The 25,275-nt window shown below is 38.1% G+C and carries 24 protein-coding genes; 6 read left to right on the top strand and 18 right to left on the bottom strand.

The window, feature by feature from the left end; all coding sequences use genetic code 11:
• Positions 1-94 precede the first annotated feature (94 nt).
• From AB657_RS07645 to AB657_RS07610, 9 genes are all read right to left on the bottom strand, one after another.
• A complete protein-coding gene (locus tag AB657_RS07645) occupies positions 95-1,309 on the bottom strand; it encodes a sensor histidine kinase (protein ID WP_047245948.1) in 1,215 nt (404 codons plus the stop codon).
• Positions 1,310-1,813: 504 nt separating this feature from the next.
• Entirely contained in the window at positions 1,814-5,176 is a 3,363-nt protein-coding gene (secA, locus tag AB657_RS07640) for a preprotein translocase subunit SecA (protein ID WP_047245947.1), read from the bottom strand.
• 215 nt (positions 5,177-5,391) lie between these two features.
• A complete protein-coding gene (locus AB657_RS07635; RefSeq protein ID WP_027064442.1) occupies positions 5,392-5,616 on the bottom strand; it encodes a DUF2795 domain-containing protein in 225 nt (74 codons plus the stop codon).
• Between the two features lie 137 nt (positions 5,617-5,753).
• Positions 5,754-6,329: a cob(I)yrinic acid a,c-diamide adenosyltransferase gene (locus AB657_RS07630; RefSeq protein ID WP_047245946.1), complete on the bottom strand. Its 576-nt coding sequence runs from the start codon at positions 6,327-6,329 to the stop codon at positions 5,754-5,756.
• A gap of 39 nt (positions 6,330-6,368) precedes the next feature.
• Positions 6,369-6,509: a hypothetical protein gene (locus AB657_RS18070; RefSeq protein WP_198146890.1), complete on the bottom strand. Its 141-nt coding sequence runs from the start codon at positions 6,507-6,509 to the stop codon at positions 6,369-6,371.
• Between the two features lie 31 nt (positions 6,510-6,540).
• On the bottom strand, positions 6,541-7,035 hold the full coding sequence (locus AB657_RS18065; protein WP_047245945.1) for a uroporphyrinogen decarboxylase/cobalamine-independent methonine synthase family protein: 495 nt from the start codon (positions 7,033-7,035) through the stop codon (positions 6,541-6,543).
• Positions 7,036-7,135: 100 nt separating this feature from the next.
• Positions 7,136-7,372 (bottom strand): hypothetical protein, encoded by a 237-nt coding sequence (locus tag AB657_RS07620; RefSeq protein ID WP_047245944.1) that lies wholly within the window; start codon positions 7,370-7,372, stop codon positions 7,136-7,138.
• Between the two features lie 210 nt (positions 7,373-7,582).
• Positions 7,583-9,451 carry an ABC-F family ATP-binding cassette domain-containing protein gene (locus AB657_RS07615; RefSeq protein ID WP_047245943.1) on the bottom strand — a complete coding sequence of 623 codons (1,869 nt, stop codon included), beginning with the start codon at positions 9,449-9,451 and terminating at the stop codon, positions 7,583-7,585.
• A 15-nt stretch (positions 9,452-9,466) separates the two neighbouring features.
• Positions 9,467-10,573 (bottom strand): lipoprotein N-acyltransferase Lnb domain-containing protein, encoded by a 1,107-nt coding sequence (locus AB657_RS07610; RefSeq protein ID WP_232304858.1) that lies wholly within the window; start codon positions 10,571-10,573, stop codon positions 9,467-9,469.
• Positions 10,574-10,727: 154 nt separating this feature from the next.
• Between AB657_RS07610 and AB657_RS07605 the strand changes: the two genes are divergently transcribed.
• Genes AB657_RS07605 through AB657_RS07590 form a run of 4 tightly spaced genes read left to right on the top strand, consistent with a single transcriptional unit; the run spans position 10,728 to position 13,819 of the window.
• Positions 10,728-11,465: a CDP-alcohol phosphatidyltransferase family protein gene (locus AB657_RS07605; protein ID WP_047245941.1), complete on the top strand. Its 738-nt coding sequence runs from the start codon at positions 10,728-10,730 to the stop codon at positions 11,463-11,465.
• 43 nt (positions 11,466-11,508) lie between these two features.
• On the top strand, positions 11,509-12,036 hold the full coding sequence (locus tag AB657_RS07600) for a DinB family protein (protein WP_047245940.1): 528 nt from the start codon (positions 11,509-11,511) through the stop codon (positions 12,034-12,036).
• Between the two features lie 41 nt (positions 12,037-12,077).
• Positions 12,078-12,554, top strand: coding sequence for a GyrI-like domain-containing protein (locus AB657_RS07595; RefSeq protein WP_232304857.1), 477 nt, complete (start codon positions 12,078-12,080; stop codon positions 12,552-12,554).
• Between the two features lie 2 nt (positions 12,555-12,556).
• Positions 12,557-13,819: an MFS transporter gene (locus tag AB657_RS07590; RefSeq protein WP_047245939.1), complete on the top strand. Its 1,263-nt coding sequence runs from the start codon at positions 12,557-12,559 to the stop codon at positions 13,817-13,819.
• A gap of 36 nt (positions 13,820-13,855) precedes the next feature.
• On the opposite strand, the gene lptB is transcribed toward AB657_RS07590, so the two are convergent.
• From lptB to AB657_RS07570, 4 genes are read right to left on the bottom strand one after another with little or no spacing between them, the layout of a single operon-like run.
• Positions 13,856-14,596, bottom strand: coding sequence for an LPS export ABC transporter ATP-binding protein (lptB, locus tag AB657_RS07585; RefSeq protein ID WP_047245938.1), 741 nt, complete (start codon positions 14,594-14,596; stop codon positions 13,856-13,858).
• A gap of 51 nt (positions 14,597-14,647) precedes the next feature.
• On the bottom strand, positions 14,648-14,998 hold the full coding sequence (locus tag AB657_RS07580; protein ID WP_047245937.1) for a carboxymuconolactone decarboxylase family protein: 351 nt from the start codon (positions 14,996-14,998) through the stop codon (positions 14,648-14,650).
• Positions 14,982-15,836: a twin-arginine translocase subunit TatC gene (gene tatC / locus AB657_RS07575; protein ID WP_047245936.1), complete on the bottom strand. Its 855-nt coding sequence runs from the start codon at positions 15,834-15,836 to the stop codon at positions 14,982-14,984. Before tatC ends, AB657_RS07580 begins: the two co-directional genes overlap by 17 nt.
• A complete protein-coding gene (locus AB657_RS07570; RefSeq protein WP_394332522.1) occupies positions 15,836-16,813 on the bottom strand; it encodes a KpsF/GutQ family sugar-phosphate isomerase in 978 nt (325 codons plus the stop codon). Before AB657_RS07570 ends, tatC begins: the two co-directional genes overlap by 1 nt.
• Positions 16,814-16,997: 184 nt before the next feature.
• On the opposite strand from AB657_RS07570, the gene recQ reads away from it, so the two are divergent.
• A complete protein-coding gene (gene recQ / locus AB657_RS07565) occupies positions 16,998-19,196 on the top strand; it encodes a DNA helicase RecQ (protein WP_047247871.1) in 2,199 nt (732 codons plus the stop codon).
• 107 nt (positions 19,197-19,303) lie between these two features.
• Here recQ and AB657_RS07560 read toward each other — a convergent pair whose 3' ends face one another.
• The 5 genes from AB657_RS07560 to AB657_RS07540 all read right to left on the bottom strand — a co-directional run bounded on the left by AB657_RS07560 (position 19,304) and on the right by AB657_RS07540 (position 24,111).
• Complete coding sequence (locus AB657_RS07560) at positions 19,304-20,623, bottom strand: carboxypeptidase-like regulatory domain-containing protein (RefSeq protein ID WP_047245935.1); 1,320 nt, start codon at positions 20,621-20,623, stop codon at positions 19,304-19,306.
• A gap of 111 nt (positions 20,624-20,734) precedes the next feature.
• On the bottom strand, positions 20,735-21,841 hold the full coding sequence (locus tag AB657_RS07555; protein WP_047245934.1) for a helix-turn-helix domain-containing protein: 1,107 nt from the start codon (positions 21,839-21,841) through the stop codon (positions 20,735-20,737).
• A 128-nt stretch (positions 21,842-21,969) separates the two neighbouring features.
• A complete protein-coding gene (rluF, locus tag AB657_RS07550) occupies positions 21,970-22,692 on the bottom strand; it encodes a 23S rRNA pseudouridine(2604) synthase RluF (protein ID WP_047245933.1) in 723 nt (240 codons plus the stop codon).
• 29 nt (positions 22,693-22,721) lie between these two features.
• Positions 22,722-23,882, bottom strand: a complete 1,161-nt coding sequence (locus AB657_RS07545) for a serine hydrolase (RefSeq protein WP_084696399.1) — start codon at positions 23,880-23,882, stop codon at positions 22,722-22,724.
• Positions 23,869-24,111, bottom strand: coding sequence for a hypothetical protein (locus AB657_RS07540; RefSeq protein ID WP_047245931.1), 243 nt, complete (start codon positions 24,109-24,111; stop codon positions 23,869-23,871). The genes AB657_RS07545 and AB657_RS07540 overlap by 14 nt, the downstream gene beginning before the upstream one ends.
• A 199-nt stretch (positions 24,112-24,310) precedes the next feature.
• Between AB657_RS07540 and AB657_RS07535 the strand changes: the two genes are divergently transcribed.
• Positions 24,311-25,198: a peptidyl-prolyl cis-trans isomerase gene (locus AB657_RS07535; protein WP_232304856.1), complete on the top strand. Its 888-nt coding sequence runs from the start codon at positions 24,311-24,313 to the stop codon at positions 25,196-25,198.
• Positions 25,199-25,275: the final 77 nt, after the last annotated feature.

Genomic DNA, 25,275 nt, shown 5'->3' with positions numbered 1-25,275 from the left:
TGTGTACGGTATGCCAGAAGGTCTTTTGGAACCCGCTTGTATTGGTGCAAATGGGGCTTTAAAGATAGGGGTGATAGTTTGGTTTATTTCAAATTTATGCAACCGGAGATAGCTGTTGTTTTACTTCTTGAAATTTAATGATGTAGTTTGTGCCTTTTTTGCTATTGTCTTTTTGTATAGTGCCTTTTAACTGTCTTGTAAGGTTGTAAATTAATTTTAACCCCAGCGATTTGGTGTTTTTATAATTGATCGTATCTGGAAAACCAACACCGTTATCTCCAATATTAAGAGTATACTGTTTGTCCAGTTCTTGTTTTAGGGCAATATATATTTCTCCTTCTTCATCATCTGTAAATCCATATTTTAAGGCATTGGTAACCGCTTCGTTAATAAGTAAGCCTAAAGGTATGGCGGTATCTATGCCCAATTTAATATCTGGAATATCAATCTTCAAATTCACTTTACTGTCGAGTCCTTTTATAGACCTGATCAAATATTCGCTCAGTTCTTGAACATAGGATTTATATTCTATTTGGCTTATATCTTTTCTCATGTAGAGCATTTCATGGACCATAGCCATAGAAATGACCCTATTTTGGGTGCTTTTTAGTAACTCTTTCATTTTTCTTTCGGTTACACTTCTACTTTGTAGGCTAAGTAGACTAGAAACGGTTTGTAAGTTGTTTTTTACCCTGTGATGCACTTCTTTAAGTAACATTTCCTTTTCGTACATCTGTATTGTCAATTCCTTTTTTGAAGTATAGAGCGAGTTATGGGTCTTCAATAATACTTTTCCAAAAATATTGCCCAATAAGTACAGCGAGAACAAAATGGATATTAAACTGAAAACATTCCTATACTCTGTTGGGATAACATTTTCGGTAAAACTTAATTCAGGAAAACTTTGGGTAAAAATTAGAAGTACGAGTACGAAAATAAAATTGAGATAGACTTGTCCGTTTCTTTGCGTATTAAGATAGGCCGCAAATACAATTATCGCCAGCATAAATATAAATGGGCTATGGATGCCCCCACTGTATAGTGTAATGGTCAAAGCACTTATCAATGCAAGGATAGAAGAAATATTGTATGTAAGGGTAAGGTTCTTTTTTAGTTTAAAGAACTGGATGTTGATGAAATTCAACGATCCGAAAATAACCAGTACGTAAGGTATAATCTCCTTTATATCCAGTAGAAAGAAACAAACTAATCCAAAAGTAATTGCAATAGCACTTGCGACATAATTTACTTTTAGAACTAACTTTATTTTATTTCTAAGACGTTCTTGTTCTATTAGAGAATCTGGCATAGTTTCTGTTTAGTAACCGGTAATCAAGTATTTTGTGCGTAAATCTAGTTATGTTTTTAACATAATACTAAGATTTTTTGGTTTACCTTATTTTTGATATCCCATAAATAACTTCTTTTGTACGTACATCTATAAACTCTTGATTTTTATCGAGTTTAATTAATTTTAATACAATTTATAATTATGGGCTGGTAAGTTTTAGATAGCTTATTGTTTTTTGAGATAAAAATAAAGCCAAGCAAAACTATAGTTTTTCGAATTTGTTATGACAAAAAACATATAAGAGTGTTTTTGGCGTTGATTGCCATGTGCCAATGGGCGAATTATGGTTTTTCATTAAATTTTTCATTGTGTCTCGTTATAGGTTCTTTTAAAGATATATAAAATTTGTAAATCAACTCGTAGGCTGAGGTTACATATTTTACGGATAGGACCTAGACAGGTAGGCAATAAAAAAGACACTGAAGAGTGTCTTTTTTATTGCAATTATATAAATAACTTGTACTAATCTTGGGTAATGACCCATTCGCCCTTGGCGATCAAAGGTTCGGCTTGTTTATATTTAACAACCTTGCTCTCGCCCGACATTACATTTTTTATGGTTACCCGTTCGTTTCTGCCAATTTTAGGCTGTTCTCTGGTAATTGTTTCGGTAACGGCGGGTCGTTGCCTTTGTGTTTGTCCAGCGGCCCTGTTCTGTGCTGCAAGCTCGTCACTGTTAGGAATCTCTTCTTTCGAGGTCTGTATTTTTTCCCTTTTTTGTTGAACATTTCTTGCTTCTCTGATCTCATTGGGGTTCCCTGAAGGTAGCTCTCCTTTGAATAGGAAAGAAACTATTTCTTTGTTTACCTTCTCTATCATTGATTTAAAGAGTTCAAACGCTTCAAATTTATAAATCAACAAAGGGTCTTTTTGTTCGTGAACAGCTAATTGTACCGACTGCTTTAATTCGTCCATTTTTCTTAAATGGGTTTTCCAAGAGTCGTCTATAATGGCAAGAGAAATATTCTTTTCAAAATCAGTGACCAATTGTTTACCATCACTTTCATAGGCTTCTTTGAGGTTGGTAACAACGTTAAGTGTTTTAACCCCGTCCGTAAATGGTACTACGATACGTTCAAAGTTATTGGCATTGTCTTCGTATACTTGTTTTATTACAGGAAATGCAGCTGCGGCATTTCGTTCCATTTTTTCTTTGTAATGATCGTATCCGGCCTTATAAACCTTTCCGGTAATTTCTTGGGCACTCATCTTTCCAAATTCCTCTTCGCTTACGGGAGAGGTCATTGAGAAATATTTGATCAGCTCAAATTCGAAATTTTTATAGTCGTTGGCCGCTTTGTTGCCTTCTACGATTACTTCACAAGTATCATAGACCATATTGGCGATATCCACTTTTAAGCGATCACCTTGTAGTGCATGTCTTCTTCTTTTGTAGACAACTTCACGTTGGGCGTTCATTACATCATCATATTCCAATAAACGCTTACGTACCCCAAAGTTGTTTTCCTCTACTTTTTTCTGGGCTCTTTCTATAGATTTGGTCATCATACTATGTTGAATGACCTCACCATCTTCCAATCCCATTTTGTCCATCATCTTGGCAACCCTGTCCGATCCGAACAAACGCATTAGGTTGTCTTCTAAAGAAACATAGAATTGCGAGCTTCCTGGATCTCCCTGACGGCCAGAACGTCCTCTTAACTGTCTGTCTACACGTCTAGAGTCGTGGCGTTCGGTACCTATAATGGCCAAACCACCAGCTTTTTTTACTTCTTCCGAAAGTTTAATATCCGTACCCCTACCTGCCATGTTCGTAGCGATGGTAACTACGCCCGGTTTACCGGCCTCTGCCACAACATCGGCTTCTTTCTTATGGAGTTTGGCATTTAATACATTGTGGGGTACTTTACGTACGCTCAAAAGTTTTGAGAGCAATTCTGATATTTCTACCGAAGTGGTACCGATCAATACCGGTCTTCCCGCTTTGCTCAATTGGGTAACTTCCTCTATAATGGCATTGTATTTTTCCCTTTTTGTCTTATAGATCAAATCGTTACGGTCATCACGGGCTATAGGCCTGTTTGTAGGGATCTCCATAACATCAAGTTTGTAGATTTCCCAAAATTCCCCTGCTTCGGTTACGGCCGTACCTGTCATACCTGCCAGTTTACGGTACATTCTAAAATAGTTCTGTAAAGTAACGGTGGCAAAGGTTTGTGTTAATGCTTCGATCTTAACGTTTTCTTTTGCTTCAATGGCTTGGTGAAGACCATCGGAATACCTACGGCCGTCCATAATACGACCGGTCTGTTCGTCTACGATCATCACTTTATTGTCCATAACAACATATTCAACGTCCTTTTCAAAAAGCGTATACGCTTTAAGTAATTGACTCATTGTATGGATACGTTCACTTTTTACCGTGAAATCTTTAAAAAGCTCTTCTTTAAGCTCAGCTTCTTTTTCAATATCAAGATTTTGTTCCTCTATCTTGGCGATTTCTGCACCGATATCTGGCATTACAAAGAAATCTTTGTCCTCTGCACCGGATATATAGTTTACACCTTTATCGGTCAACTCTATCTGGTTGTTTTTTTCATCGATAACAAACAACAGGTCTTCGTCTACCTTAGGCATTTCACGGTTGTTGTCTTGCATGTAGAAATTCTCGGTTTTCTGAAGTAGTTGTTTTACACCTTCTTCGCTCAAGAACTTGATCAATGCCTTGTTTTTGGGTAAACCTCTGTAAACCCTTAATAAAAGAAAGCCTCCTTCTTTGGTGTTGCCCTCGGCAATTAATTTTTTGGCTTCGGCCAGTACACCTGTCAAATGTTGTCTCTGTTTCTGGACTATTTCACTGACCTTTGGTTTTAGTTCGTTAAATTCATGTCTGTCACCCTCTGGTACTGGTCCAGAAATAATCAATGGTGTACGGGCATCGTCTATCAATACAGAATCGACTTCATCTACAATAGCGTAGTTGTGTGGTCTTTGCACCAAGTCTTTTGGTGTATGTGCCATGTTGTCCCTTAGGTAATCGAAACCAAACTCGTTATTGGTACCGTAGGTAATATCGGCATTGTATGCGGCCCTTCTACCGTCAGAGTTAGGTTTGTGGTGGTCTATACAATCTACGGACAAACCATGGAATTCGAAAATTGGTGCCATCCAGGCACTATCCCTTTTTGCCAAGTAGTCGTTCACCGTTACAAGGTGTGCGCCATTTCCGGTAAGGGCGTTTAGATATAAAGGTAAAGTAGCCACTAAGGTCTTACCTTCACCCGTTTGCATTTCGGCAATTTTACCTTGGTGTAGTGCAATACCACCGATCAACTGAACATCGTAATGCACCATGTCCCATGTAACTTCTTTACCTGCGGCGTTCCATGAGTTTTTCCAGATGGCCTTATCCTCGTCTAGGGTTACATATTCTTTCTCTCCAGATAATTTTCGGTCATTTTCCGTCGCGGTCACGGTCAAGGTTTCGTTGTTTGCAAAACGCTTGGCGGTCTCTTTGACTACAGCGAATGCTTCGGGAAGAATCTTGTTTAGGGTGTCTTCCGATATTTTATAGGCTTCTTCTTTAAGTTTATCTATTTCTGCATAGATATCCTCGTTTTTGTCAATGTCAGTAGATGCTTTGACTTCTTTTTCAAGAGTGGCAATTTGTTCGGTAATGTTCTTATAAGAATCTTTTATAGTCTGTTTAAAAACAACCGTTTTGTTTCTAAGTTCATCTAAACTTAATTTTTCGAACTCGGATTCGAACGACTTTATCTGATTTACTATAGGCTGTAATTCTTTTACATCTTTTTTTGACTTGTCACCAACGAAAGCCTTTAGTACGGAGTTAATAAAATTCATATGTATTTGTAATTTACATTGAAAATTTGCGAAACCTAAGATTCAATGTGTTTTTCAATAAATTGTTTGTAGCCGATGATCGGTATCGGCACTTCAGTTAAACAAAAGGTGTTCCAGTATGGCTTTGAGCCATAAATTCCTTTTAAGACTGTCAAAATTACATAAAAAAAAAGCCTCCGAGGAGACTTTTTAGTAGTTATTTATGATATCAAATATTAATATTCGTCCTCATTCCAGAGGTAATCTTCTTCGGTTGGGTAGTCTGGCCAAATCTCCTCGATAGACTCATAGATTTCGCCACCCTCTTCCTCCATGGATTGTAAGTTTTCTACAACCTCTAAAGGTGCACCGGTTCTGATTGAGTAATCTATTAACTCATCTTTACTTGCCGGCCAAGGTGCATCACTTAAATAAGACGCTAGTTCTAATGTCCAATACATGGTAATTGTTTGATTTTAAATTTTTTGCAAAAATAATTTTTAAATGTAAATAGCCAAGATAATTTCTATTTATTTCAGCATAGTTATCAACATTTTTTTCGCATTGATAAGTTCATAACGTTTAAAATATGAAATTATTAGTCTTTTTTGTCAGGAATCCATTTGATTTCCTTTACTGATAAATCTCTTGACAATTTTCGTGCCAATACAAAAAGGTAATCGGACAACCTGTTTAGATATGAGAGTACCCTGTCATCAAAGGGTTCGTTTTCATATAACAATACCGCCATTCTTTCAGCCCGTCTGCAAACGGTACGTGCAATATGACAGTATGACACGGTTGTGTGGCCCCCGGGAAGAATAAAATGTGTCATCGGCGGTAGTTCGTTGTCCATGGTATCAATGGCCTTTTCCAAAAAGGCAATATCATTATCATTTATTTTGTCGATGGTAAGGCGCTCGTTCCCATTTTTTAAAATGCTCTTTTCGGGTGCTGTCGCTAAAATGGCGCCAACAGTGAATAGCTTTTTTTGTATCGTAATAAGCTGTTCTTTGCTTAAAGTATCTATATTTTGGTCGCCTATGAGGCCCAACCATGAATTTAGCTCGTCCAAGGTGCCGTAACTCTCTATGCGCATATGGTGTTTAGGTACCCTGGTGCCACCAAAAAGTGCCGTAGTTCCCTTGTCTCCTGTTTTGGTGTATATTTTCATTGATAACAATGGATTGGTTTCTTGAAATGGATAAAGCGGTTATTTGTTGGGGTCGTTTCTCTTGTAATTATCCATAAATTTTCTCGATTTCCTTTCTTTGGATTTTCTTCGGTTAATAATGGTGATTGCCAGGTATATGGCAAATACGACACCTAAAACAATGTAAATAGTGTTGTCCATAATTAAGAGCTTATATTATAAATTTAGGGGTTTATATCCGTATCTTAAAATGTTGTTTTGCCTGCTCTCTCCTAAAAAATATCAAGCCACAGTAAAATAAGTCTATACTGACAGTGACTTCGGGTAGTTTTTTAATGGACTCCCATAGTCTTGTCCGTTCTTTTGAGTTGTGAATGCCTTGCACCAACAGAGCGCTATCATTATGATATATCTGCTTTGATATTTTGTCTAAAAGTTCATTTTTAGAATCTGTAAAAATAATATCGTAGGGCGTGGTGTTGTATTCTAAATGACCGAATTTTGAGTCTAAGGTCGATTTTAACGAATTGTCCGGTTGTATTAAACCTACCTTTTTATATTTAAAATAGGATATGCTTTTGAATAATACATCTTCGGTAATCGAGCACCTTTTGTTTCTTTTTTGATATAAAGATTTGGTAATGAAGTTGTACACAAAAGGAGAATGTACACCGTGTTGGTTGGTGGACGATAACAGAAATTTTAGGTAAGCAAGTAAACGATACACCGGTTAGCCTCTTGAGTAGAATTTGAGCCGGCCAAAGTATATAAAATTATTGGTTTTTTAAAGATGTTATCAAGTAGCTTTAAATGAAAACTGTATTCTTTTAAGCCATTTTGGCCTTGTTTCTTTTGGTCGTAAAAGACAAAGCTTTGGTTACCCTTGCGTTTTTGAACTTGTACAACCTTGCAACCTCGGTGTTGGTTTTAAAATCGGTAGAGTTAACGATTTTGGTAACGATGGTCATTTCCATGGTCTCTACCTTTTCTTCCGTAGTGTTTTTCTGGGCCTGTAGTGTTGTTCCTATAAAAAGGATAAAGAAGATGGTTGCTATTGTTTTCATGACTTGCGTTTGTTACATTATTATAACTACCGCAAGTGTATTTTGAAGGGTGGTGAATCGCTGAAAAACCCCAATTTCTCGTTATCCGACATGTAACCGGACAAAGTGCGAAATTCACTCGATGAACGGTTCGGGCGCCTATTTCACTTTATCGATTTTTAAAGCAGTTAAACCGTAGTTTTTAATTTTTTAAGGAACCTATAGCCTTGTTTAACCCTCCATTTTGGCCGATAGCTCAAACCATCTTTCGGTTTTTGTGTCAATGGCATCGGTAACTTCCCCAAGTTCTACGGATAAAGCTTCTATTTGTTCTCCCGATAAAGAAGTATCTGTAAATTTATTCTGTATTTCCTGTTTTTTGTATTCCAATTTTTGTATTTCGTTCTCTAATTGTTTGAACTCTTTTTGTTCTTGATAGGATAACTTAACGGATTCCGTTTTTTTCCAGGTGTTTTTAGGTGCTTCGGTTTTATCTTTCTGTTCTCTTTTTTCTATTACCTGACTGTCTTCGTAGGCTCTGTAGTCAGAATAGTTTCCGGGAAAATCCTCAATTACGCCCTTGCCCTTAAAGACAAATAGGTGGTCTACTATTTTGTCCATGAAATAGCGATCGTGTGAAACAACGATTAGGCAGCCCTGAAAATCTAACAGGAAGCTTTCCAGTACATTTAAGGTAACAATGTCCAGATCGTTCGTAGGTTCGTCTAGAATAAGGAAATTAGGGTTTTGGATAAGAACTGTGCATAGGTATAACCGCTTGCGTTCTCCTCCACTAAGTTTTTCTACAAAGTCATATTGTTTTTTTCTGTCAAAAAGAAAGCGTTCCAAAAGTTGTTGTGCAGAAATTTGCCTTCCCTTCATCAACGGAATAAAATCTCCGAACTCGCGAATAACATCGATAACTTTCTGACCTTCCTTTATTTGTATGCCTTTTTGGGTATAGTAACCAAACTTGATGGTTTCGCCTACCACTACTTTGCCACTGTCGGGTTGGTCCTTTCCCGATAATATATTCAAGAAGGTAGATTTTCCCGTACCGTTTTTTCCTATAATGCCGACTCTTTCCCCTTTGGTAAAAGAATAATCAAATTTGTCTAAAATGGGTTTATTGGGAAACGATTTTGATATTTTATGAAGCTCAATGATCTTGTTTCCCATGCGCTCCATATTTATTTCCAACTGAACCTCGTGCTCTTTTCTACGTTGGCTGGCCTTTTCTTTTATCGCATTAAAATCGTCTATTCTAGATTTCGACTTTGTAGTCCTTGCTTTTGGCTGGCGTCGCATCCAGCTCAGTTCCTTTTTAAAAAGTATTTCCGACTTATGCTGCTCAACCGCCTGCTGTTCTATTCTTGCTTCTTTCTTTTCTAGGTAATAAGAGTAATTGCCCTTATAGGGGTATAGTGTGCCGTTATCCAACTCCAATATTTCGTTACAGACACGTTCTAGAAAATAGCGGTCATGCGTGACCATGAAAAGCGTTAGGTTTTCTTTTGCGAAATACTCTTCTAGCCACTCTATCATTTCTAGGTCAAGGTGGTTCGTGGGCTCATCAAGAATTAAAAGATCGGGTCTGTTTATAAGTGCATTGGCTAAGGCCAAACGTTTTTTTTGTCCACCTGAAAGCTTTCCTACTTTGGCGTTCAGGTCTTCTAGCTTTAATTTATAAAGAATCTGTTTGTACTGGGTTTCAAAATCCCATGCCTCAAACCTGTCCATGGCCTCAAAGGCTTTTTGGTAAGCCTCTGTGTCTTCTGGGTTTGCCAGTGCTTTCTCGTAATTCGCAATTACCTGAAGTATTTCATTGTCGGAAGCGAAAATGGTTTCCTCGACCGTTAACGAAGGATTCATTATTGGCTCTTGCGCCAAAAACGATACTCTAGTGCTTTTGCGATAATTTACCTGCCCAGTGTCTGGAGTATCGGCTCCCGACAGAATATTTAAAATAGAGGTCTTTCCGCTACCGTTCTTTGCGATCAAGGCAATCTTTTGGTCTTTGTTTATGCCAAAGGAAAGATTTTCGAACAAGACCAATTCCCCGTAGGATTTGGATATATTTTCAACTGTGAGTAGGTTCATGTATTGTTAGGTGTGTTATTGTGTGTTTTGTTTTTTTAGATACATGATTATATAAACATACCTTAAGAACAAAGCCGCTAAGATAAAAATGAGCAATATAGAGAATACCTGAACTTTCAGGATCCATAAAACTATATTTATAAACAAAAGCCCCAGTATTAAGGTCGTATAATTCTGAAACCATTTGGGCAGCTTTCTTTTTGCTATAAAAAAGGCGGCGATAATATTGGGGGCAAAGGCCCACAAAGCATTGAAATTCATTTTGGTAGCTTCATGATCTGTGAAAAACCATAAAAATAATATGAGAACTCCCGCAAGACCTGTAATTGCAAAGAGAGCAACGTCCAACCAACGGGTTCTTTTGTTTTTCTTGAAATCTTTATAGGTGATAACAAAGACCGTTATCATTAACAGTGCCAGCCAAAATATAGGTGTTAAGATAAAAAGGGGGGCGTCTTCTTTTGGAGGGATGTTCAATATAACCTGTTCCTTTTTTACCAAGGGTTCACCGTCTATGGTGGTTTGTTTCATTTGCTCGTAAACATACAAGGGTAAAAACATATGTTCGTAAGGGGTGGCCTTTCTGTCGATTACCGCACCTAGTGCAAGATCAATACCGAAGTTGGACCATGAGTTTACCTCTAGGTTTTGGTGTATTAGCTGCCTAAAGGTATAATGGTCCTTAAAATGTGTGTAATCGTACACGAGTTTGTCCCCCAGGTTTTTTTCAAATACCAAGGGTATCCTAGTGGCGCAGTTGTCAAAAAGAAAATCATATTTATATTTGCGATTTTCTGGTAGTAAGTTATGCTCTAAAAATGACACTATTGCTTTTCGATGATCTAAATTTAGGTTTAGTTTTTGCTCTTTTACCCAGCGTTGTTCCAATTGGTAGCTGCGCATAAAATATTTAAAAGGAATGCGAGATATAGTATAGGCGAGTTTTCCCCGGGTAAAATTCAAATAAAAATTGGGGTCTTCAAAATCGTAGGTACCGTAACCATATACTACATCTATGCCTAAAGAAGGGTCTTTAAAACGTATGGCGCTATGGCCGAATTTGGCTGCTAGTTCATCACCGGTGCCAACGGTGAGCAAGCTTAACTCCGATAATGGGGACAATTGGGGGCCTTGTGAAAAAACTTGGATACCAAAAGTCAAAAAACAATAAAATAGAAATACTTTCTTTAACATGGATTAATCTCGTCGATAACTGAACAAAGATGCGAATAATAACCAATTTATCTTATTTTTACTAAAATTGATTGAAGATATTATGCGAAAACATATCCCCAATTTTATAACTCTTTTAAATGTCTTCTGTGGCTGTGTGGCGACAGTTTTTGCAGTGTTGAACAAGTTGGAAATGGCAGCTTTGTTCGTTGTTTTGGGCATTTTTCTAGATTTTTTCGACGGACTCGCAGCTAGGGTCTTGAACGTTAAAAGCGAATTGGGGCTTCAGCTAGATTCTTTGGCGGATATGATTACAAGCGGTCTTGTGCCGGGTGTTGTTATGTTTCAGTTGCTCGCCATGTCGCAAAGTGGAGGGTGGAGTTTAAATACCACTTCTTTTTTAGAAACAGATAATTTTCAGTGGTCTGCGGTGGTGCCCTTTGCGGGCTTTATAATTACTATGGGATCTGCTTACCGTTTAGCCAAATTTAATTTGGACGAGAATCAGGTTTCTTCCTTTATAGGGCTACCGACTCCTGCCAATGCTTTGCTGATCTTGTCGTTGCCATTGATACTTTTTTACAATGGAAGCAAAGGTATCAGTGAGATTATTCTAAATCAGTGGTTTTTGTTGGTTCTTACGCTTGTAAGTGCTTATTTGCTCAATTGCAATTTGTCGTTGTTCGCATTAAAATTCAAGAATTGGGGCTTTAAGGACAATGCCCTACGATATGTATTTTTGATTGTTAGTTTAATTATGTTGATAACGATGAAATTTTTGGCAATTCCTCTGATTATTGTGTTTTACATAGTTAGTTCTTTCGTGGCACAAAAGTTCTAAGGTGTTTTTTTGATATTGTCCCTAATAATAATTTGATAAGAATATGTCAGACTCCGTACAGGGTGATAACACCGAATTTTGGTTAAGGGGTCCTGTAAAGGGGATACCGTCTTTATTGCAACCTGCGGCGCACGCACTGTTGCAATCAAAAAAGGAACTGAAGATATATACAGAAAATTTACCTTCAGATCTGTTATGGAAAAAGCCCGAAGGTAGGGCATCTATAGGATTTCATATAAGGCATATTACCGGGGTTCTGGATCGGATGATGACCTACGCCAAGGGAAAGGCGTTAACCGAAGAGCAGTTTAAGTATTTGAGAAGCGAAGGGGAGAGAAATGGCTCTTTATCGGCCGATGATCTATGCAATCTTTTTGGTGATCAAGTAGAAAAAATGCTCCGATATTTTGAAGGTATTTCAGAAGATGAGTTAAAAGAGATAAGAACAGTGGGTAGAAAAAAACTTCCATCAACTGTTTTGGGGCTTTTGTTTCATGCGGCAGAACATAGTCAACGGCATGTAGGGCAGTTGTTGGTTACCGTTAGTTGGCTACAATCTTTGCAAAAATAGAAAGTCTAACTAACGGCCGAAAGAAAGATAAAACAAGCATTTTGAATATAGCACCTAGAATAGAATTTTTAGAAGATAAAAAATTGGTAGGTGTATCGCTGTCAATGAGTTTGATAGAGAATAGGACCATAGATCTCTGGAGGTCTTTTATGGTACGCAACAAAGAGATCAAGAACAAGGCCAATTCCGAATATATTTCTTTACAGGTTTATCCAAAGGATTATTACCAGAACTTTAGTCCCGCCAATAAGTTTGTAAAATGGGCTCTTGTAGAGGTTACGGATGCGCATGTCGTACCCGATGGAATGGAAGTTTTTGTACTGTCCAAAGGTAAGTATGCCGTATTTGATTATAAGGGGTTGCCAAACGATGCCAGAATTTTTACCTATATTTTTCAGGAATGGTTGCCCAATTCGAAATACCAATTGGCAAATCGTCCTCATTTTGAAGTGCTTGGGGACAAGTACAAAAATAATGACCCCAATTCAGAAGAGCAGATCTGGATTCCTATACAATAAAAATGAAAGAATCTAGAAAAGTACCTTGGTATTACCTGTTTATGTTGATTTTGGCAGGGGAGAGTGTGTTTATCCTGCCCTTTGTATTACAGCGGGTTTTTAGGCCTACGGTTTTAAAAGTATTTAATTTGGACAATGTTCAGTTAGGTCTGTGTTTTTCGGTATATGGTTTTGTTGCCTTGGTTTCCTATTTGTTCGGTGGTCCGCTGGCGGATAGGTTTCCCCCAAGAAAATTAATAGCGATGGCCTTATGGTTAACCGCATTGGGAGGTTTACTTTTTGCTACTTTTCCAGATTATTCTACATTACAACTTCTATACGGTTTTTGGGGGTTTACCACTATTTTCCTTTTTTGGTCGCCAATGATAAAGGCTACCCGTGTATGGGGTGGGCATCGGTCGCAAGGAAAAGCTTTTGGTTTGTTGGATGGGGGAAGGGGACTTGTAGGGGCTCTTTTTGGTACCATGGGGGTAATGGTATTTTCTTTTTTTATGGTAAACGAGTTGGATCAGGCTTCTCTTGAAGAAAGTAGATCGGCCTTTAGGTATGTTATATTGACCTCTTCTGGTATTGTAACGGTAGTAGGGGCCTTGGTTTGGATGTTCATGAAACTACCGCCCCAAGTAGAGAAAAAAATAATAGTAGAGCGTATTACCGTGTCGCAGGTAAAAGAAGTACTTGCGCTGCCATCGGTATTGTTGCTTATGGTTATTATTCTTTGTGCCTATGTTGGGTACAAGATCACGGATGTTTTCTCCCTCTATGCTCAAGATGTTATGTTGTACAACGAGGTAGCCTCGGCCCAGGTGGGTACCTTTTTGCTTTTCGCAAGACCTTTTGTTGGAATATTGATAGGGGTTTTGGCAGATCGTTCAAGACCTGTTCTATGGCTATTTATTGGTTTTGTTATCGCCTTTTTTGGGGCTTTGGTCTTTGCTTTGGGTATAGTGGTGAACGTTTCTTGGCTCTTGTTTTTGCTTTCTATACTAGTAGTGGCAATAGGGGTATATTCGGTAAGGGCACTTTATTTTTCTGTAATGCAAAGTGGAAAAATTCCTTTATTGTATACCGGTACTGCCGTAGGTCTAATTTCTTTGGTCGGTTATACTCCTGATATTTTTGCCGGGCCGGCCATGGGATATTTGCTAGATACTTCACCAGGTTTAAAAGGGCACCGGCATGTGTTCTGGATGTTGGCGGTGTTTTATTTTGTTGGGGGTATGGCGGCTTACCGATATTTTCGGTTGTATGGTAAAAAGTTGTGAAAGTACCACAAGAACGAATGCGGTTAGAGCTGGTTATTAAAAATCCAGCTTCTTTTTACGAAGTTCAAAATTCTGGCCTAAATAGACCTTACGGACCATCTCGTCTGCAGCAAGATCTTCTGGAATACCTGATTTTAGAATTCCGCCTTCGAACATGAGGTACGAACGTTCTGTAATGGCCAAGGTTTCTTGTACGTTGTGGTCTGTTATTAGAATACCTATATTTTTATTCTTTAATTGGGCCACGATTCGCTGAATATCCTCCACTGCAACGGGGTCTACCCCTGCAAAAGGCTCATCCAACAATATGAATTTTGGGTCGGTCGCCAAGGCCCTCGCTATTTCTGTACGTCGTCTTTCTCCACCCGATAGCAGGTCTCCCCTGTTTTTGCGAATATGTCCTAAGCTGAATTCTTCGATGAGCGACTCCATCTTCATGTGCTGTTCTTTTTTGCTCAACTTTGTAAGTTGAAGAACACTTAAGATGTTTTTCTCTATACTGAGTTTTCTAAAAACCGATGCTTCTTGTGCCAAATAGCCGATACCGTTCTGAGCCCTTTTGTACATAGGAAACTTGGTGATTTCCATATCGTCCAAATAGATGTTTCCCCCGTTTGGTTTGATAAGGCCCACGATCATATAGAACGAGGTTGTTTTTCCTGCCCCGTTAGGTCCAAGAAGACCTACGATTTCTCCTTGGTTTACTTCTAAAGAAATACCTTTGACCACTCTACGGCCACGGTAAGACTTCATTATATTTTCGGCTCTTAGCTTCATTTTTTCAAATCTAACCTATATTCACTTCCAACAAAAGGATTTAGCACTAATTTAACCTTGGGTCGTTTCCAATGTTTCCCAGTACTCGTAAGCCCGTCTTAAGTGTGGAATTACGATGGTACCTCCTATTAGAGTAGCAATACTAAGTGTTTCCATCACTTCTTCTTTGGTGAGGCCTTCTTTGTAGCAGCTCTCTAGGTGGTATTTAACGCAGTCGTCGCAACGCAAAACGGTAGAGGCGACCAAGCCTAAAAGTTCTTTGGTCTTAACATCCAAAGCGCCCGCCGTGAAAGCGTTCGTATCCAAATTAAAAATACGTTTTATTATCTTGTTGTTGTCCGCCAATATTTTATCGTTCATTTTAGAACGATAGGCGTTAAATTCCTCAACTGCGTTTGACATTTGCTTTTGCTTTTTTAGCTTCTTTTTTGGCTTCTCTTTTTAACACTCTTCCAGAAATATAGATACTTACTTGGTATAGGATTAGGACGGGTATTGCCACTATAATTTGACTCGCTACATCAGGAGGTGTAATTACGGCGGAAAGAATCAATACTACCACTAGGGCAATTTTTCTGTACTTTTTCATTATTTCGGGTGTCACCAAGCCTACTTTGGTCAAAAAGAAGATGATGATCGGTAATTCGAAAAGAACACCACATGCAAGTACGGCCGATCTAACGGTACCTATATAAGAGTCTAGGTCAAACTCGTTCAAGACCATTTCACTTACTTGGTAAGTACCCAAAAAGTTAATGGATAACGGAGCCACAATATAATATCCGAAAAGAACACCTAAAAAGAACAAAAGGGATGCTATTAAAATGAATCCTTTAGAGTGTTTACGTTCTTTTTCATAAAGGCCAGGGCTAATAAATTTCCACAGTTCATACAATACGTAAGGAAACCCAACAATAATTCCTACCCAAATAGCAGTCCAGATATCTGCCGAAAATTGCCCCGACATAGTTCTACTCTGAATGGTAAAGGGTAATTTGTCTTTACAAAAATCCGATTCAATGTTTATAAAATTTGCCGCCCTACAGAAAAATTCGTAGGTAGGGAAATCCATCTGTGACGGTCCAAATATGATAACGTCAAAAATAAAACGACTAAAAACAAAAGCCACTATTCCTATAAGGACAACGGCAATTGTAGATCGTATCAAATGCCATCTTAATTCTTCAAGATGGTCTAAAAACGACATCTCGTTCGGGGAGGTTGTGCTTTTGTCTGCCATTATATAATACCTTCGTTTATAAGGTTATGTAAGTGGATTACACCAGCGTATTCACCATCTTGAAGGGCCAATAACTGTGAAATTCCTTTTTGTTGCATTAGTTCCAGGGCCTTAATGGCCAAGGTATCCATTTCGATGGTCTTTGGGTTCTTAGACATTATATCGGCGGCCGTCAACCCTTTTATATTGTCGTGGTTGTTCAACATTCTTCGAATATCGCCGTCGGTTATAATGCCAACCACTTTGTTTTTGTCCAAGACGGCAGTGACGCCTAACATTTTTTTAGAAATCTCTACAATTACTTGTTTTACTTCCGTGTTTAACTGAACCTGTGGAATTTGATTGTTCTTGGCTATGTCAGATACTCTAAGGTAAAGTCTTTTGCCGAGTGTGCCACCAGGATGAAACTTTGCGAAATCGGCACTGCTGAAGCCTCTTAGCTCTAGAAGAACAATGGCCAGTGCATCACCCATAACCAGTTGTGCGGTGGTACTGGTGGTAGGGGCCAGGCCATTTGGGCAAGCCTCCTTTTCCACAAAAGTATTTAAAACGTGGTCTGCTTGTTTGGCCAAAAAAGAATCGGTATTGCCCGTCATACCTATTAGAATGTTTTTTCCTCTTTTTATAAGGGGAACCAACATTTTTATTTCCGGGGTGTTGCCACTTTTAGAAATACATATGACTATATCATTGTCCTGAATTGTTCCCAGGTCGCCATGTATGGCATCGGCCGCATGCATAAAAATAGCAGGTGTTCCGGTAGAATTGAGCGTAGCTACTATTTTAGAAGCTATAATGGCACTTTTTCCAATTCCCGAAATAACAACTCTGCCCTTTGATTCTAGAATGCAATTAACGATTCTGGAGAAGTCTTCGTTCAAAAGTGTTGTAAGATGCCCAATGGCATCCCGCTCTTTTTCAATCGTTCTTCTAGCCAAGTCCAGTATAGTGCTGTCCGGTGTCAATGTATTATTCAATTTTATCAATGGTATTCCTAAAAGAATGTGTTATCTTTAAGATTGCAAAATTACGTAAACTTAATTTTATAGGATCTCTATCAGATAATAATTTGGTTGTACGTTATAGATTTTTGAGATTTGATTTTGATATAGGTTAAAAGCGAATTATAATTGCGGTGACCTTGAAAATTTGATATACTTTATAAAATTGAGTGAGATTGATATACATGCCTCGTTAAAGAAATATTTTGGATTTTCACAATTCAAGGGGCTACAGGAGGACGTTATTAAGAATATTTTACAAGGGAAAAATACTTTTGTGATCATGCCCACAGGAGGGGGCAAATCGCTTTGCTATCAGCTTCCTGCATTAATGCAAGAAGGTACGGCAATCGTGGTTTCGCCATTAATTGCCCTGATGAAGAACCAGGTAGATGCCATACGAGGGGTGTCTTCACAGACGGGTATAGCCCATGTGTTAAATTCTTCGCTTAACAAAACGGAAGTAAAACAGGTAAAACAAGATATAGTAGATGGCGTTACCAAACTACTGTACGTTGCCCCCGAATCACTGACCAAAGAGGAGAATGTTGAGTTTTTGCGTTCGGTGAAAATTTCTTTCGTGGCGGTAGATGAGGCCCATTGTATTTCTGAATGGGGACATGATTTTAGGCCAGAGTACAGAAACTTAAGGTCTATTGTGGCCAGATTGGGAGAGAACATTCCTATGATCGGATTAACGGCCACGGCTACCCCTAAGGTGCAAGAAGACATAATTAAGAACCTTGGTATCAACGATGCCAAACTTTTTAAAGCATCTTTTAACAGACCTAACCTATTTTACGAGGTTCGTACAAAGACCGAAAATGTAGATGCCGATATTATTCGTTTTGTAAAACAGAATGCCGGTAAATCGGGGATCATTTATTGTTTAAGCAGGAAAAAAGTCGAGGAACTGGCCCAGGTCTTGCAGGTTAACGGGATTAGTGCGGTACCTTATCATGCCGGTTTCGATGCCAAAACACGGTCTAAGTATCAAGATATGTTCTTAATGGAGGACGTAGATGTTGTAGTGGCTACCATCGCTTTTGGTATGGGTATAGACAAACCGGATGTTAGGTATGTGATCCATCACGATATTCCGAAAAGTATCGAAAGTTATTACCAAGAAACCGGACGTGCCGGAAGAGATGGGGGAGAAGGCCATTGTTTGGCGTTCTACTCGTACAAAGATATAGAGAAGCTAGAGAAATTTATGTCCGGTAAACCTGTTGCCGAACAAGAAATAGGTAATGCATTGTTGCAAGAGGTGGTTGCGTATGCCGAGACCTCTATGTCCAGAAGAAAATTTATGCTCCACTATTTTGGCGAGGAATTCGACGAGGTAAATGGTGAAGGTGCCGATATGGACGATAACACCAGAAATCCAAAAGAAAAGGTAGAGGCCAAGGACGATGTGGTAAAACTTTTAAAGGTTGTTCAGGGAACCAGCGAAAAATTTAAATCCAAAGAAATTGTAAATGCCCTGAGAGGTAAGAACAACGCAATTATCAGTTCTCATAAAACAAACGAAAAAGATTTTTTTGGAATTGGTTCTGATAAGGATAAAGGCCATTGGATGGCATTGATCAGACAAACCCTTGTGGCCGGTCTGCTAAAAAAGGAAATAGAGCAATACGGAGTATTGCATCTTACAGAAAAGGGGCTGGTATTTTTAGAGAATCCTACTTCGTTTATGATGACGAAAGACCATGTATACAATGAAGAAAATGACAATGCTATTGTTGGAGCTTCAAAATCGGGAGGTGTTGCCGATGAAAAATTGTTGAAGCAGTTAAAGGATTTGAGAAAGGCGCAGGCCAATAAGCTTAAGGTGCCTCCTTTTGTGGTCTTCCAAGATCCGTCGTTAGAAGACATGGCGCTCAAATACCCAATATCTCTAGAAGAATTGCTTAATGTACATGGTGTTGGTGAGGGTAAAGCCAAAAAATACGGCACCCCTTTTGTTAACTTCATAAGAACATATGTAGAGGAAAATGAGATTGTAAGACCCGATGACCTTGTGGTTAAAAGTACAGGGGCAAATTCTGCCTTAAAATTATACATTATTCAAAACGTAGATAGAAAATTGCCTTTAGATGACATTGCTTCGGCCAAAGGGTTGGAAATTCCCGAGCTTATTAAAGAAATGGAGCAAATCGTATTTAGCGGAACTAAACTGAACCTCGATTATTGGATAGATGAGGTTTTGGATGAGGACCAACAAGAAGAGATACACGATTATTTTCTGGAGGCCGAAACTGATAATTTGGAAGAGGCCATGAAAGAATTTGATGGAGATTATGAAGATGAGGAACTAAGGTTGTACCGTCTTAAATTTATAAGTGAAGTGGCCAATTAAGGTTTTTACTTAATTTTGTTCTTATTTTTTTGTTGAACTGTCTGTGATATAAAAACAAAAATCCCATTTCATTTAGAAATGGGATTTTTAGTTATACCAAGTCTGTGCTATCTGGCCGTGGTACCGTTGCCTGCACCGTTAATTTTTCCTCTTCTGAGCTGTCTTTGGATTTTTTTAATTGCCGATTCTATTGATTTTTCGGGTTCAATAATATTGTATTCTCCCCAAAAATCGGGGTCAGCAAAACCAATGGCCTCATCACTCAGAATAATATCCGATTTTACACGGTCTTTGTATTTTGGGATCGTGTTGTCTGTATTTCTTTCCCAATCGGTTATGGCCATTTCACAACTCATGCTGTATACAGAGTTAAACAGTCTCTTGTCCCAGTCTACCTTAAATTCTAAGAGAACATTGCTGTACCCATAATACCATTTACCATCTTTTTCCCTGTAATCTACCCTATAGGCTACTTCTGTTGGCCAAACCTCTGCATTTTTCGGTTTTTTTCTTACGAACATTTTAGAGGCCAGGTCCTTATTGGTGATGTTAAGTGAGTAAATGGCACTGGTCAGAATTTTATTTTCCGCATCTATATATAGTTTTCCGGTGTATAACGGGTCTATGATTTCGGGTTTTTGTTCAAATTTTATAACATAAATTAATTTGTCTCCCACGCGTGTAGAGTTGACAAAAGAAAAATTATAGTGTTCAAAATAGTTGTCTGAAAAAATGTAATTCGGGTATTTTACCATATCAACAAATAGCGCGTTAAAAGGCCCCCCTTGCAATTTCAGTGCTACGGTGTCCAGTTTACTATAATCGGTACTTTTTCTGGCCTTGAACAGTTTTAGGGCATCGGTTCGGTCATTTGAATAAGGGGCTTTGTAAATATTTACAACAGCCTCTGACAAGCTTACGTTTTTTCTTCTTTTCTTTATGGTTTCCCTATAAAAGGCGGTCATTACCGTTGGATGATCTATATAGTTCTCACCTCTCTTTTTAAGTGTTTCCCTCACCAGTCTGGCGGCATCTCTGGGTACTATTAGGCTTACTTCTGGAAGCTCGGTAATAAGTTCTTTCATACCTATCTTGTTTTTGTCTTCGGAAAAGTTGGACAGTGGGAGTGACAGGGTTTGATAACCTAAAAATGAGATAATAACATTGTTGCCCGCGTTTTCTTCGGGTACTTTTAATAAAAAGGCGCCCTCTGTGTTGGTAATGGTGCTAATGTTTGTGCCTTCTAAAGTAAGGGTGGCAAATACCAAAGGTTTTTTGGTTTGCTGGTCAAATACCTCCCCTAAGTATTCTTTGTATTTATCTTCTTGGGCGTAAAGTGTAATATTGTTGATGACAATGGCCAAAACCGATAAAAGAAGAATACGAAACAGGGAATTTTTGTCTAGTGTAAGTGCTTTCCGTTTCATATCTGTGATTTTTGTTGATTTAAGATTCCTTTTATTTCTAAGTTAGTGATTTTTAGGTTGATATACTGTTAATTTTATTGATTAATAATTATAGATACCTCTAAACCCTCTTTAGGATGCCTTTGAAATTTTTAGGTATTCTGATGGGTTGTAGTTCGTAAATTTTTTAAATGCTCTATAAAAAGAGGCCTTACTGTTAAATCCGACCTCAAATGCCAATTGCGACATGGTCAATTGCTTGTTCTCGTAATCTATTAGCATGTTTTTGGCTTCCATGATCCTGTATCTGTTCACAAAATCAAAAAAGGATAGGTTAAAATGTTCGTTGATTATCTGTGAGGTCTGGTTTCTAGAAAGATTTAAAAGTAGGCTAAGGTCATCCAATCGTAGTTCGTTATCCAGATATGGCTTTTGATTTTGCATTATTTCCACCAGCTTTTCTTTCATCTCTAGGGAGAGGGCCGGTGAAATACCGCTTTTTCTATATTTTATGAAAGGTAGTACCTCTCTAAGGTTTTTACCTTCAAAAACATCGGGCTGTACAAAACCGAAAAAGGCCAGTAGTCCTATAAAACCTACGATGACTATATCTACGAAATAATCATATTTTGGGTCCATAATATTAAATCGGACCAGAAATATGTATAGTGAGAACATGAATACAAATCCGGCATAAGAGCCAACGAACCATTTAAGCCAAACATTTTCTCGATACCCAAGCTTTCTATTTTTTCTAAAACTTTGAAACGAAAATACAGCGTAAAAAGACATTAGTAATATTACCAACCAAATTCCGTACGAAGGCCAGGGAACATGTTGGAATACCGTACCTGCTTCTACAAGCTGTAGTTTTTCATCCGTAGGTAAAAAATAAAAAGGTGAAAGCGCTCCAAATATTAGAAGAAAGGGGATAAGAAAAACTAAATCAGTAATCTTAAAGGTGACTTTTTTGGTAACACGTCTTATATACATGTATACCAAAGGACCATAAATGGCCCAAACGGGAAAGTGTACTAAATTAAAATGAACGAAAGGTTCGGTTTCCAATACACCTGACCATCTTAAGACATTGTTCAGTAATTCAAAAGAAAACAAAAATGTATATGCTGCTAAAAACCTGTTTGCGACTACATCCCCTTTCTTTTTTATGACGAACATTATAGAAAGTGCAATCCCAATAAGAATAAAAACCGTAAAAAGACCTATTATGAACCACATAGTAAAAAATGTTCTTTTTACTAATTTAACAATAGGGGGCAAAAAAGGTGTCTCTTATTGTAGGGTTTTTGGCAATTGCCTATAAATAGGAGGATGCGGCAGTGTTAGTTTTTGAGGTGTTATTTTGCCTAGTCATCCGTTTTTGTGGAGTTGCTCACCAATCTATTTATTTCTTTCAGCTCTTGAGACGTAAGATCTCTCCATTTTCCTACGGGTATGTCTAGATGTACGTTCATTATTCGGATTCTTTTTAATTTTTTCACCCTGTAATCCAAGTATTCGCACATTCTCCTTATTTGTCTATTTAGACCCTGTGTCAATATTATCCTAAATTGATATTTACTTACTTGTGCTACTTCGCATTTACGGGTAACCGTATCCAAAATAGGAACGCCCGCTCTCATTTTTTTTAAGAAGATGGGGGTTATGGGTTTGTCCACGGTTACCAGATATTCCTTTTCATGGTTGTTTCGGGCCCGTAATATTTTGTTGACTATATCGCCGTCGTTGGTCAAAAAAATCAGGCCTTCGCTGGGCTTGTCCAATCTGCCTATCGGAAATATTCTTTCCGGATAATTTATAAAATCAATAATATTGTCTTTTTCTACCCCTGTGTCCGTAGTGCAGACAATGCCCACAGGTTTGTTAAAAGCAATATAGACCGATTCTTTTTTAGGTTTTGAAACCGTCTCGCCGTCCACTTGTACCAAGTCGCCTTCAACGATTTTGGTTCCCATCTCTGGTACTTTTCCGTTAATGGTGACCCTACCTTGTTCTATAAGTTTGTCGGCAGCTCTTCTAGAGCAGTAACCTGCTTCGCTTAAGTATTTATTTATTCTGGTTTCCTTCATTTGCTTCGGCATAGATTATAATGCTATATCTAGTCGTTTTGTCTTTCTAATTCAAGTCTGTAGATCTCTCTGCCCAATTCCGCTAAAAATGGCAGCCCTATTTCTTCATATTCATAAATATCATCGTTAAAGATACCATTCTTGTTTACTAGAATAGTGGCGGTCAATAAAAAATCTATATTGTTTTTGGTGTCTTTTATATATGCGCAGTCGGTTAGCGTACCATAGGCAAAACCTACCTTGTTGTATATCTCAAGATGGTCGGGTATGGTGTTCTTATTATCGCCGAACATAAAAAACTTACAATAGCCATCGTAGTATTCGTTGGGATCGTACCCGGCATTACGGGGAAGGGTTCGCATGGTATTTAATAAAAAAGAAGCCTGTTCCTTAGAAATGTCGAACCTTTTTTCTTTGGCGAATAGTTCTGGGAAAATTACCCGTTTAAGTACCTCGTGTTGCGAGGTTATGGGGTAGTAGTTTTTTAATGAAAAATTAAAAGGGGCGTCTATAAGTTCTTCGTCTTCAAAATAACCTTTTCCTTTTTCTATTTTGTTTAGCGCTAAAGGTTTTGGAGCGGTATTTATACTGGGGTCGGTAATGCCAATAGTGCTGTCGTTGAGGTATATGATCAGGGGCTTGGTCCTTAAATCTTCACTATGGTGCCCAAGCCTGTGCGATATGCGAACGGGGCCGACTCCCTTGAGCTGTAGTGATCGGTTAATGGCGTCTTGCCCCAGCAATTCAAACAAGCGGTTGTTTGCTAGGTTGTCGCTTACCGCAAAAATTTGAGAGATATCTTTCGCAAATGTAGACTCTATGGAGTCTCCTTCTACAAAATACTTTACGTCCCTATCTAAGGTATCTGTTTGGTTGAGTCTTTCCAAGGCCAAAACGGCAATAGGAAACTTCACAGTACTGGCAGGATAAAAATAATTATGATCGTTTACCTGAAAATCATAATCGGTGAGAAGCAAACTGTCATTTCTTCTGTCTATTTTGGTATATCTTATTTGAACTTCATAGGTGTCCAGACTATCCATTACCCTAGCTATTTTTTCATTCTGGGAAGACAGGGCTTCTTGCAGTAGGTTTGGGTTTTCCTGTTCTCCCTTACAAGAAAAAATAAGTCCCATTGTCATGGGCAATAGAAGAATATGTTTAAAACAGGAGTGTCTAGTTTTCTTCATAAATTTCTCCTCTATGAGGTTTTAAGGCATCTCTCACTGGAATCATATTGGGTTCCTCTACAACCATATAGGCAATACTGTGCAATTCGTTTATCTTGGAGAAACCGGTAATGGTAAGGTTTAATTTTTCGATTGCGATAAATTCCTTTAAATGTATTTCGTGGTGCTCCGCTGTTTTTAAGGATTCCGGACCTCTAAAATCCCAAATAAGTTTTATTTTTCTATTCAAAATGAAAGGGTTTTATCAGCCAAAATTAATCTTTGATTTTAAGAGAACCATACATATTACACGAGATTTATTAAATGGATGTACATGTTTATGGTTCACCCCAGAAAGATAATTTAAAATTTGGACACCTAAAATTGTGTTAACTAAAACCGCCACCGTTTGTACAGGATGATCTAATTGCTATTTTTGCACGATGTTTATGTCTCAAATAACAAAATATAGATCGGTTCTTTTTATGGGGGCTATCTTGTTGTGCTCTATATTTTTATCCTGTAGCTCGTATTTTAAAAAGAAAGAGGAAAAAGAACCTTTGGCGCGGGTCGGGGAGACATACCTTTATAAAGAAGATGTTGCCCCGTTGATTACAGAGGGTATGTCTAAAGGGGATAGTGCCTCTTTTGTTGCCAATTACATAAATAATTGGGCATCAAAGCAATTGTTGTTATCCAAATCAAAAATTAATCTGCCGGAAGAAAAACTTAAAGAGTTCAATGCTCTTGTAGATGCGTACCGTACAGATCTGTATACCAGGGCCTATAAAGAGGCATTGGTTTCACAAGGTGCGGATTCGGTGGTGACAGAAAACCAGTTGCAAAAATTCTATGAGGAACAGAAAGAGAACTTTAAACTAAAAGAACGTATTGTACGTATTCGTTTTATAGAGTTGCCTACAAACTTTTTAAATAGGGAAGAAGTTACAAAAAGACTTAAAAGCTTTGAAAAAGAGGATTTGGTTTATCTCGACTCTATTGGGGTGCAGTTCAAAAAGCTAAATTTCAACGATTCTATCTGGGTAAGTAGCTCTAGGATTTTTGAAGAGATACCTCCCATAACCTTTGATAATCAGGATAGATACTTAAAAAAATCACAATTTTTTGAATTAGAGGATTCAATCGGGGTATATTTGGGAAAAATAGAGGAAGTAAAGGAGGTGAACGATATTGCCCCACTTTCCTATATAGCGCCTACCATAAAACAAGTTTTATTAAGCCGCAGAAAAATGGACTACCTGCGCAAATTAGAAACTGAAATCATAGATGAAGCAATTAAAAAGAAAGAATTTGAAGTTTTTACAAACGATAAATAGAGCCGGTTATGTGTTATTGTTAAGCATAAGTTGTGGGGCTCTTTACGCGCAAGATGTCAATACAGAGGTAGTAGACC

This window comes from Maribacter thermophilus, from assembly GCF_001020565.1.
GTDB classification, from domain to species: Bacteria; Bacteroidota; Bacteroidia; order Flavobacteriales; family Flavobacteriaceae; genus Maribacter; species Maribacter thermophilus.
The sequence above is the reverse complement of the archived record's forward strand: the minus strand, read 5'-3'. Positions and strand labels throughout refer to the sequence as shown.

Coding starts and splice junctions, on each gene's coding strand:
- AB657_RS07645 (WP_047245948.1), bottom strand. CDS start 1,309: ATGCCAGATTCTCTAATAGAACAAGAACGTCTTAGAAATAAAATAAAG.
- secA (WP_047245947.1), bottom strand. CDS start 5,176: ATGAATTTTATTAACTCCGTACTAAAGGCTTTCGTTGGTGACAAGTCA.
- AB657_RS07635 (WP_027064442.1), bottom strand. CDS start 5,616: ATGTATTGGACATTAGAACTAGCGTCTTATTTAAGTGATGCACCTTGG.
- AB657_RS07630 (WP_047245946.1), bottom strand. CDS start 6,329: ATGAAAATATACACCAAAACAGGAGACAAGGGAACTACGGCACTTTTT.
- AB657_RS18070 (WP_198146890.1), bottom strand. CDS start 6,509: ATGGACAACACTATTTACATTGTTTTAGGTGTCGTATTTGCCATATAC.
- AB657_RS07620 (WP_047245944.1), bottom strand. CDS start 7,372: ATGAAAACAATAGCAACCATCTTCTTTATCCTTTTTATAGGAACAACA.
- AB657_RS07615 (WP_047245943.1), bottom strand. CDS start 9,451: ATGAACCTACTCACAGTTGAAAATATATCCAAATCCTACGGGGAATTG.
- AB657_RS07605 (WP_047245941.1), top strand. CDS start 10,728: ATGCGAAAACATATCCCCAATTTTATAACTCTTTTAAATGTCTTCTGT.
- AB657_RS07600 (WP_047245940.1), top strand. CDS start 11,509: ATGTCAGACTCCGTACAGGGTGATAACACCGAATTTTGGTTAAGGGGT.
- AB657_RS07590 (WP_047245939.1), top strand. CDS start 12,557: ATGAAAGAATCTAGAAAAGTACCTTGGTATTACCTGTTTATGTTGATT.
- lptB (WP_047245938.1), bottom strand. CDS start 14,596: ATGAAGCTAAGAGCCGAAAATATAATGAAGTCTTACCGTGGCCGTAGA.
- AB657_RS07580 (WP_047245937.1), bottom strand. CDS start 14,998: ATGTCAAACGCAGTTGAGGAATTTAACGCCTATCGTTCTAAAATGAAC.
- tatC (WP_047245936.1), bottom strand. CDS start 15,836: ATGGCAGACAAAAGCACAACCTCCCCGAACGAGATGTCGTTTTTAGAC.
- AB657_RS07560 (WP_047245935.1), bottom strand. CDS start 20,623: ATGAAACGGAAAGCACTTACACTAGACAAAAATTCCCTGTTTCGTATT.
- AB657_RS07555 (WP_047245934.1), bottom strand. CDS start 21,841: ATGTGGTTCATAATAGGTCTTTTTACGGTTTTTATTCTTATTGGGATT.
- rluF (WP_047245933.1), bottom strand. CDS start 22,692: ATGAAGGAAACCAGAATAAATAAATACTTAAGCGAAGCAGGTTACTGC.
- AB657_RS07545 (WP_084696399.1), bottom strand. CDS start 23,882: ATGAAGAAAACTAGACACTCCTGTTTTAAACATATTCTTCTATTGCCC.
- AB657_RS07535 (WP_232304856.1), top strand. CDS start 24,311: ATGTCTCAAATAACAAAATATAGATCGGTTCTTTTTATGGGGGCTATC.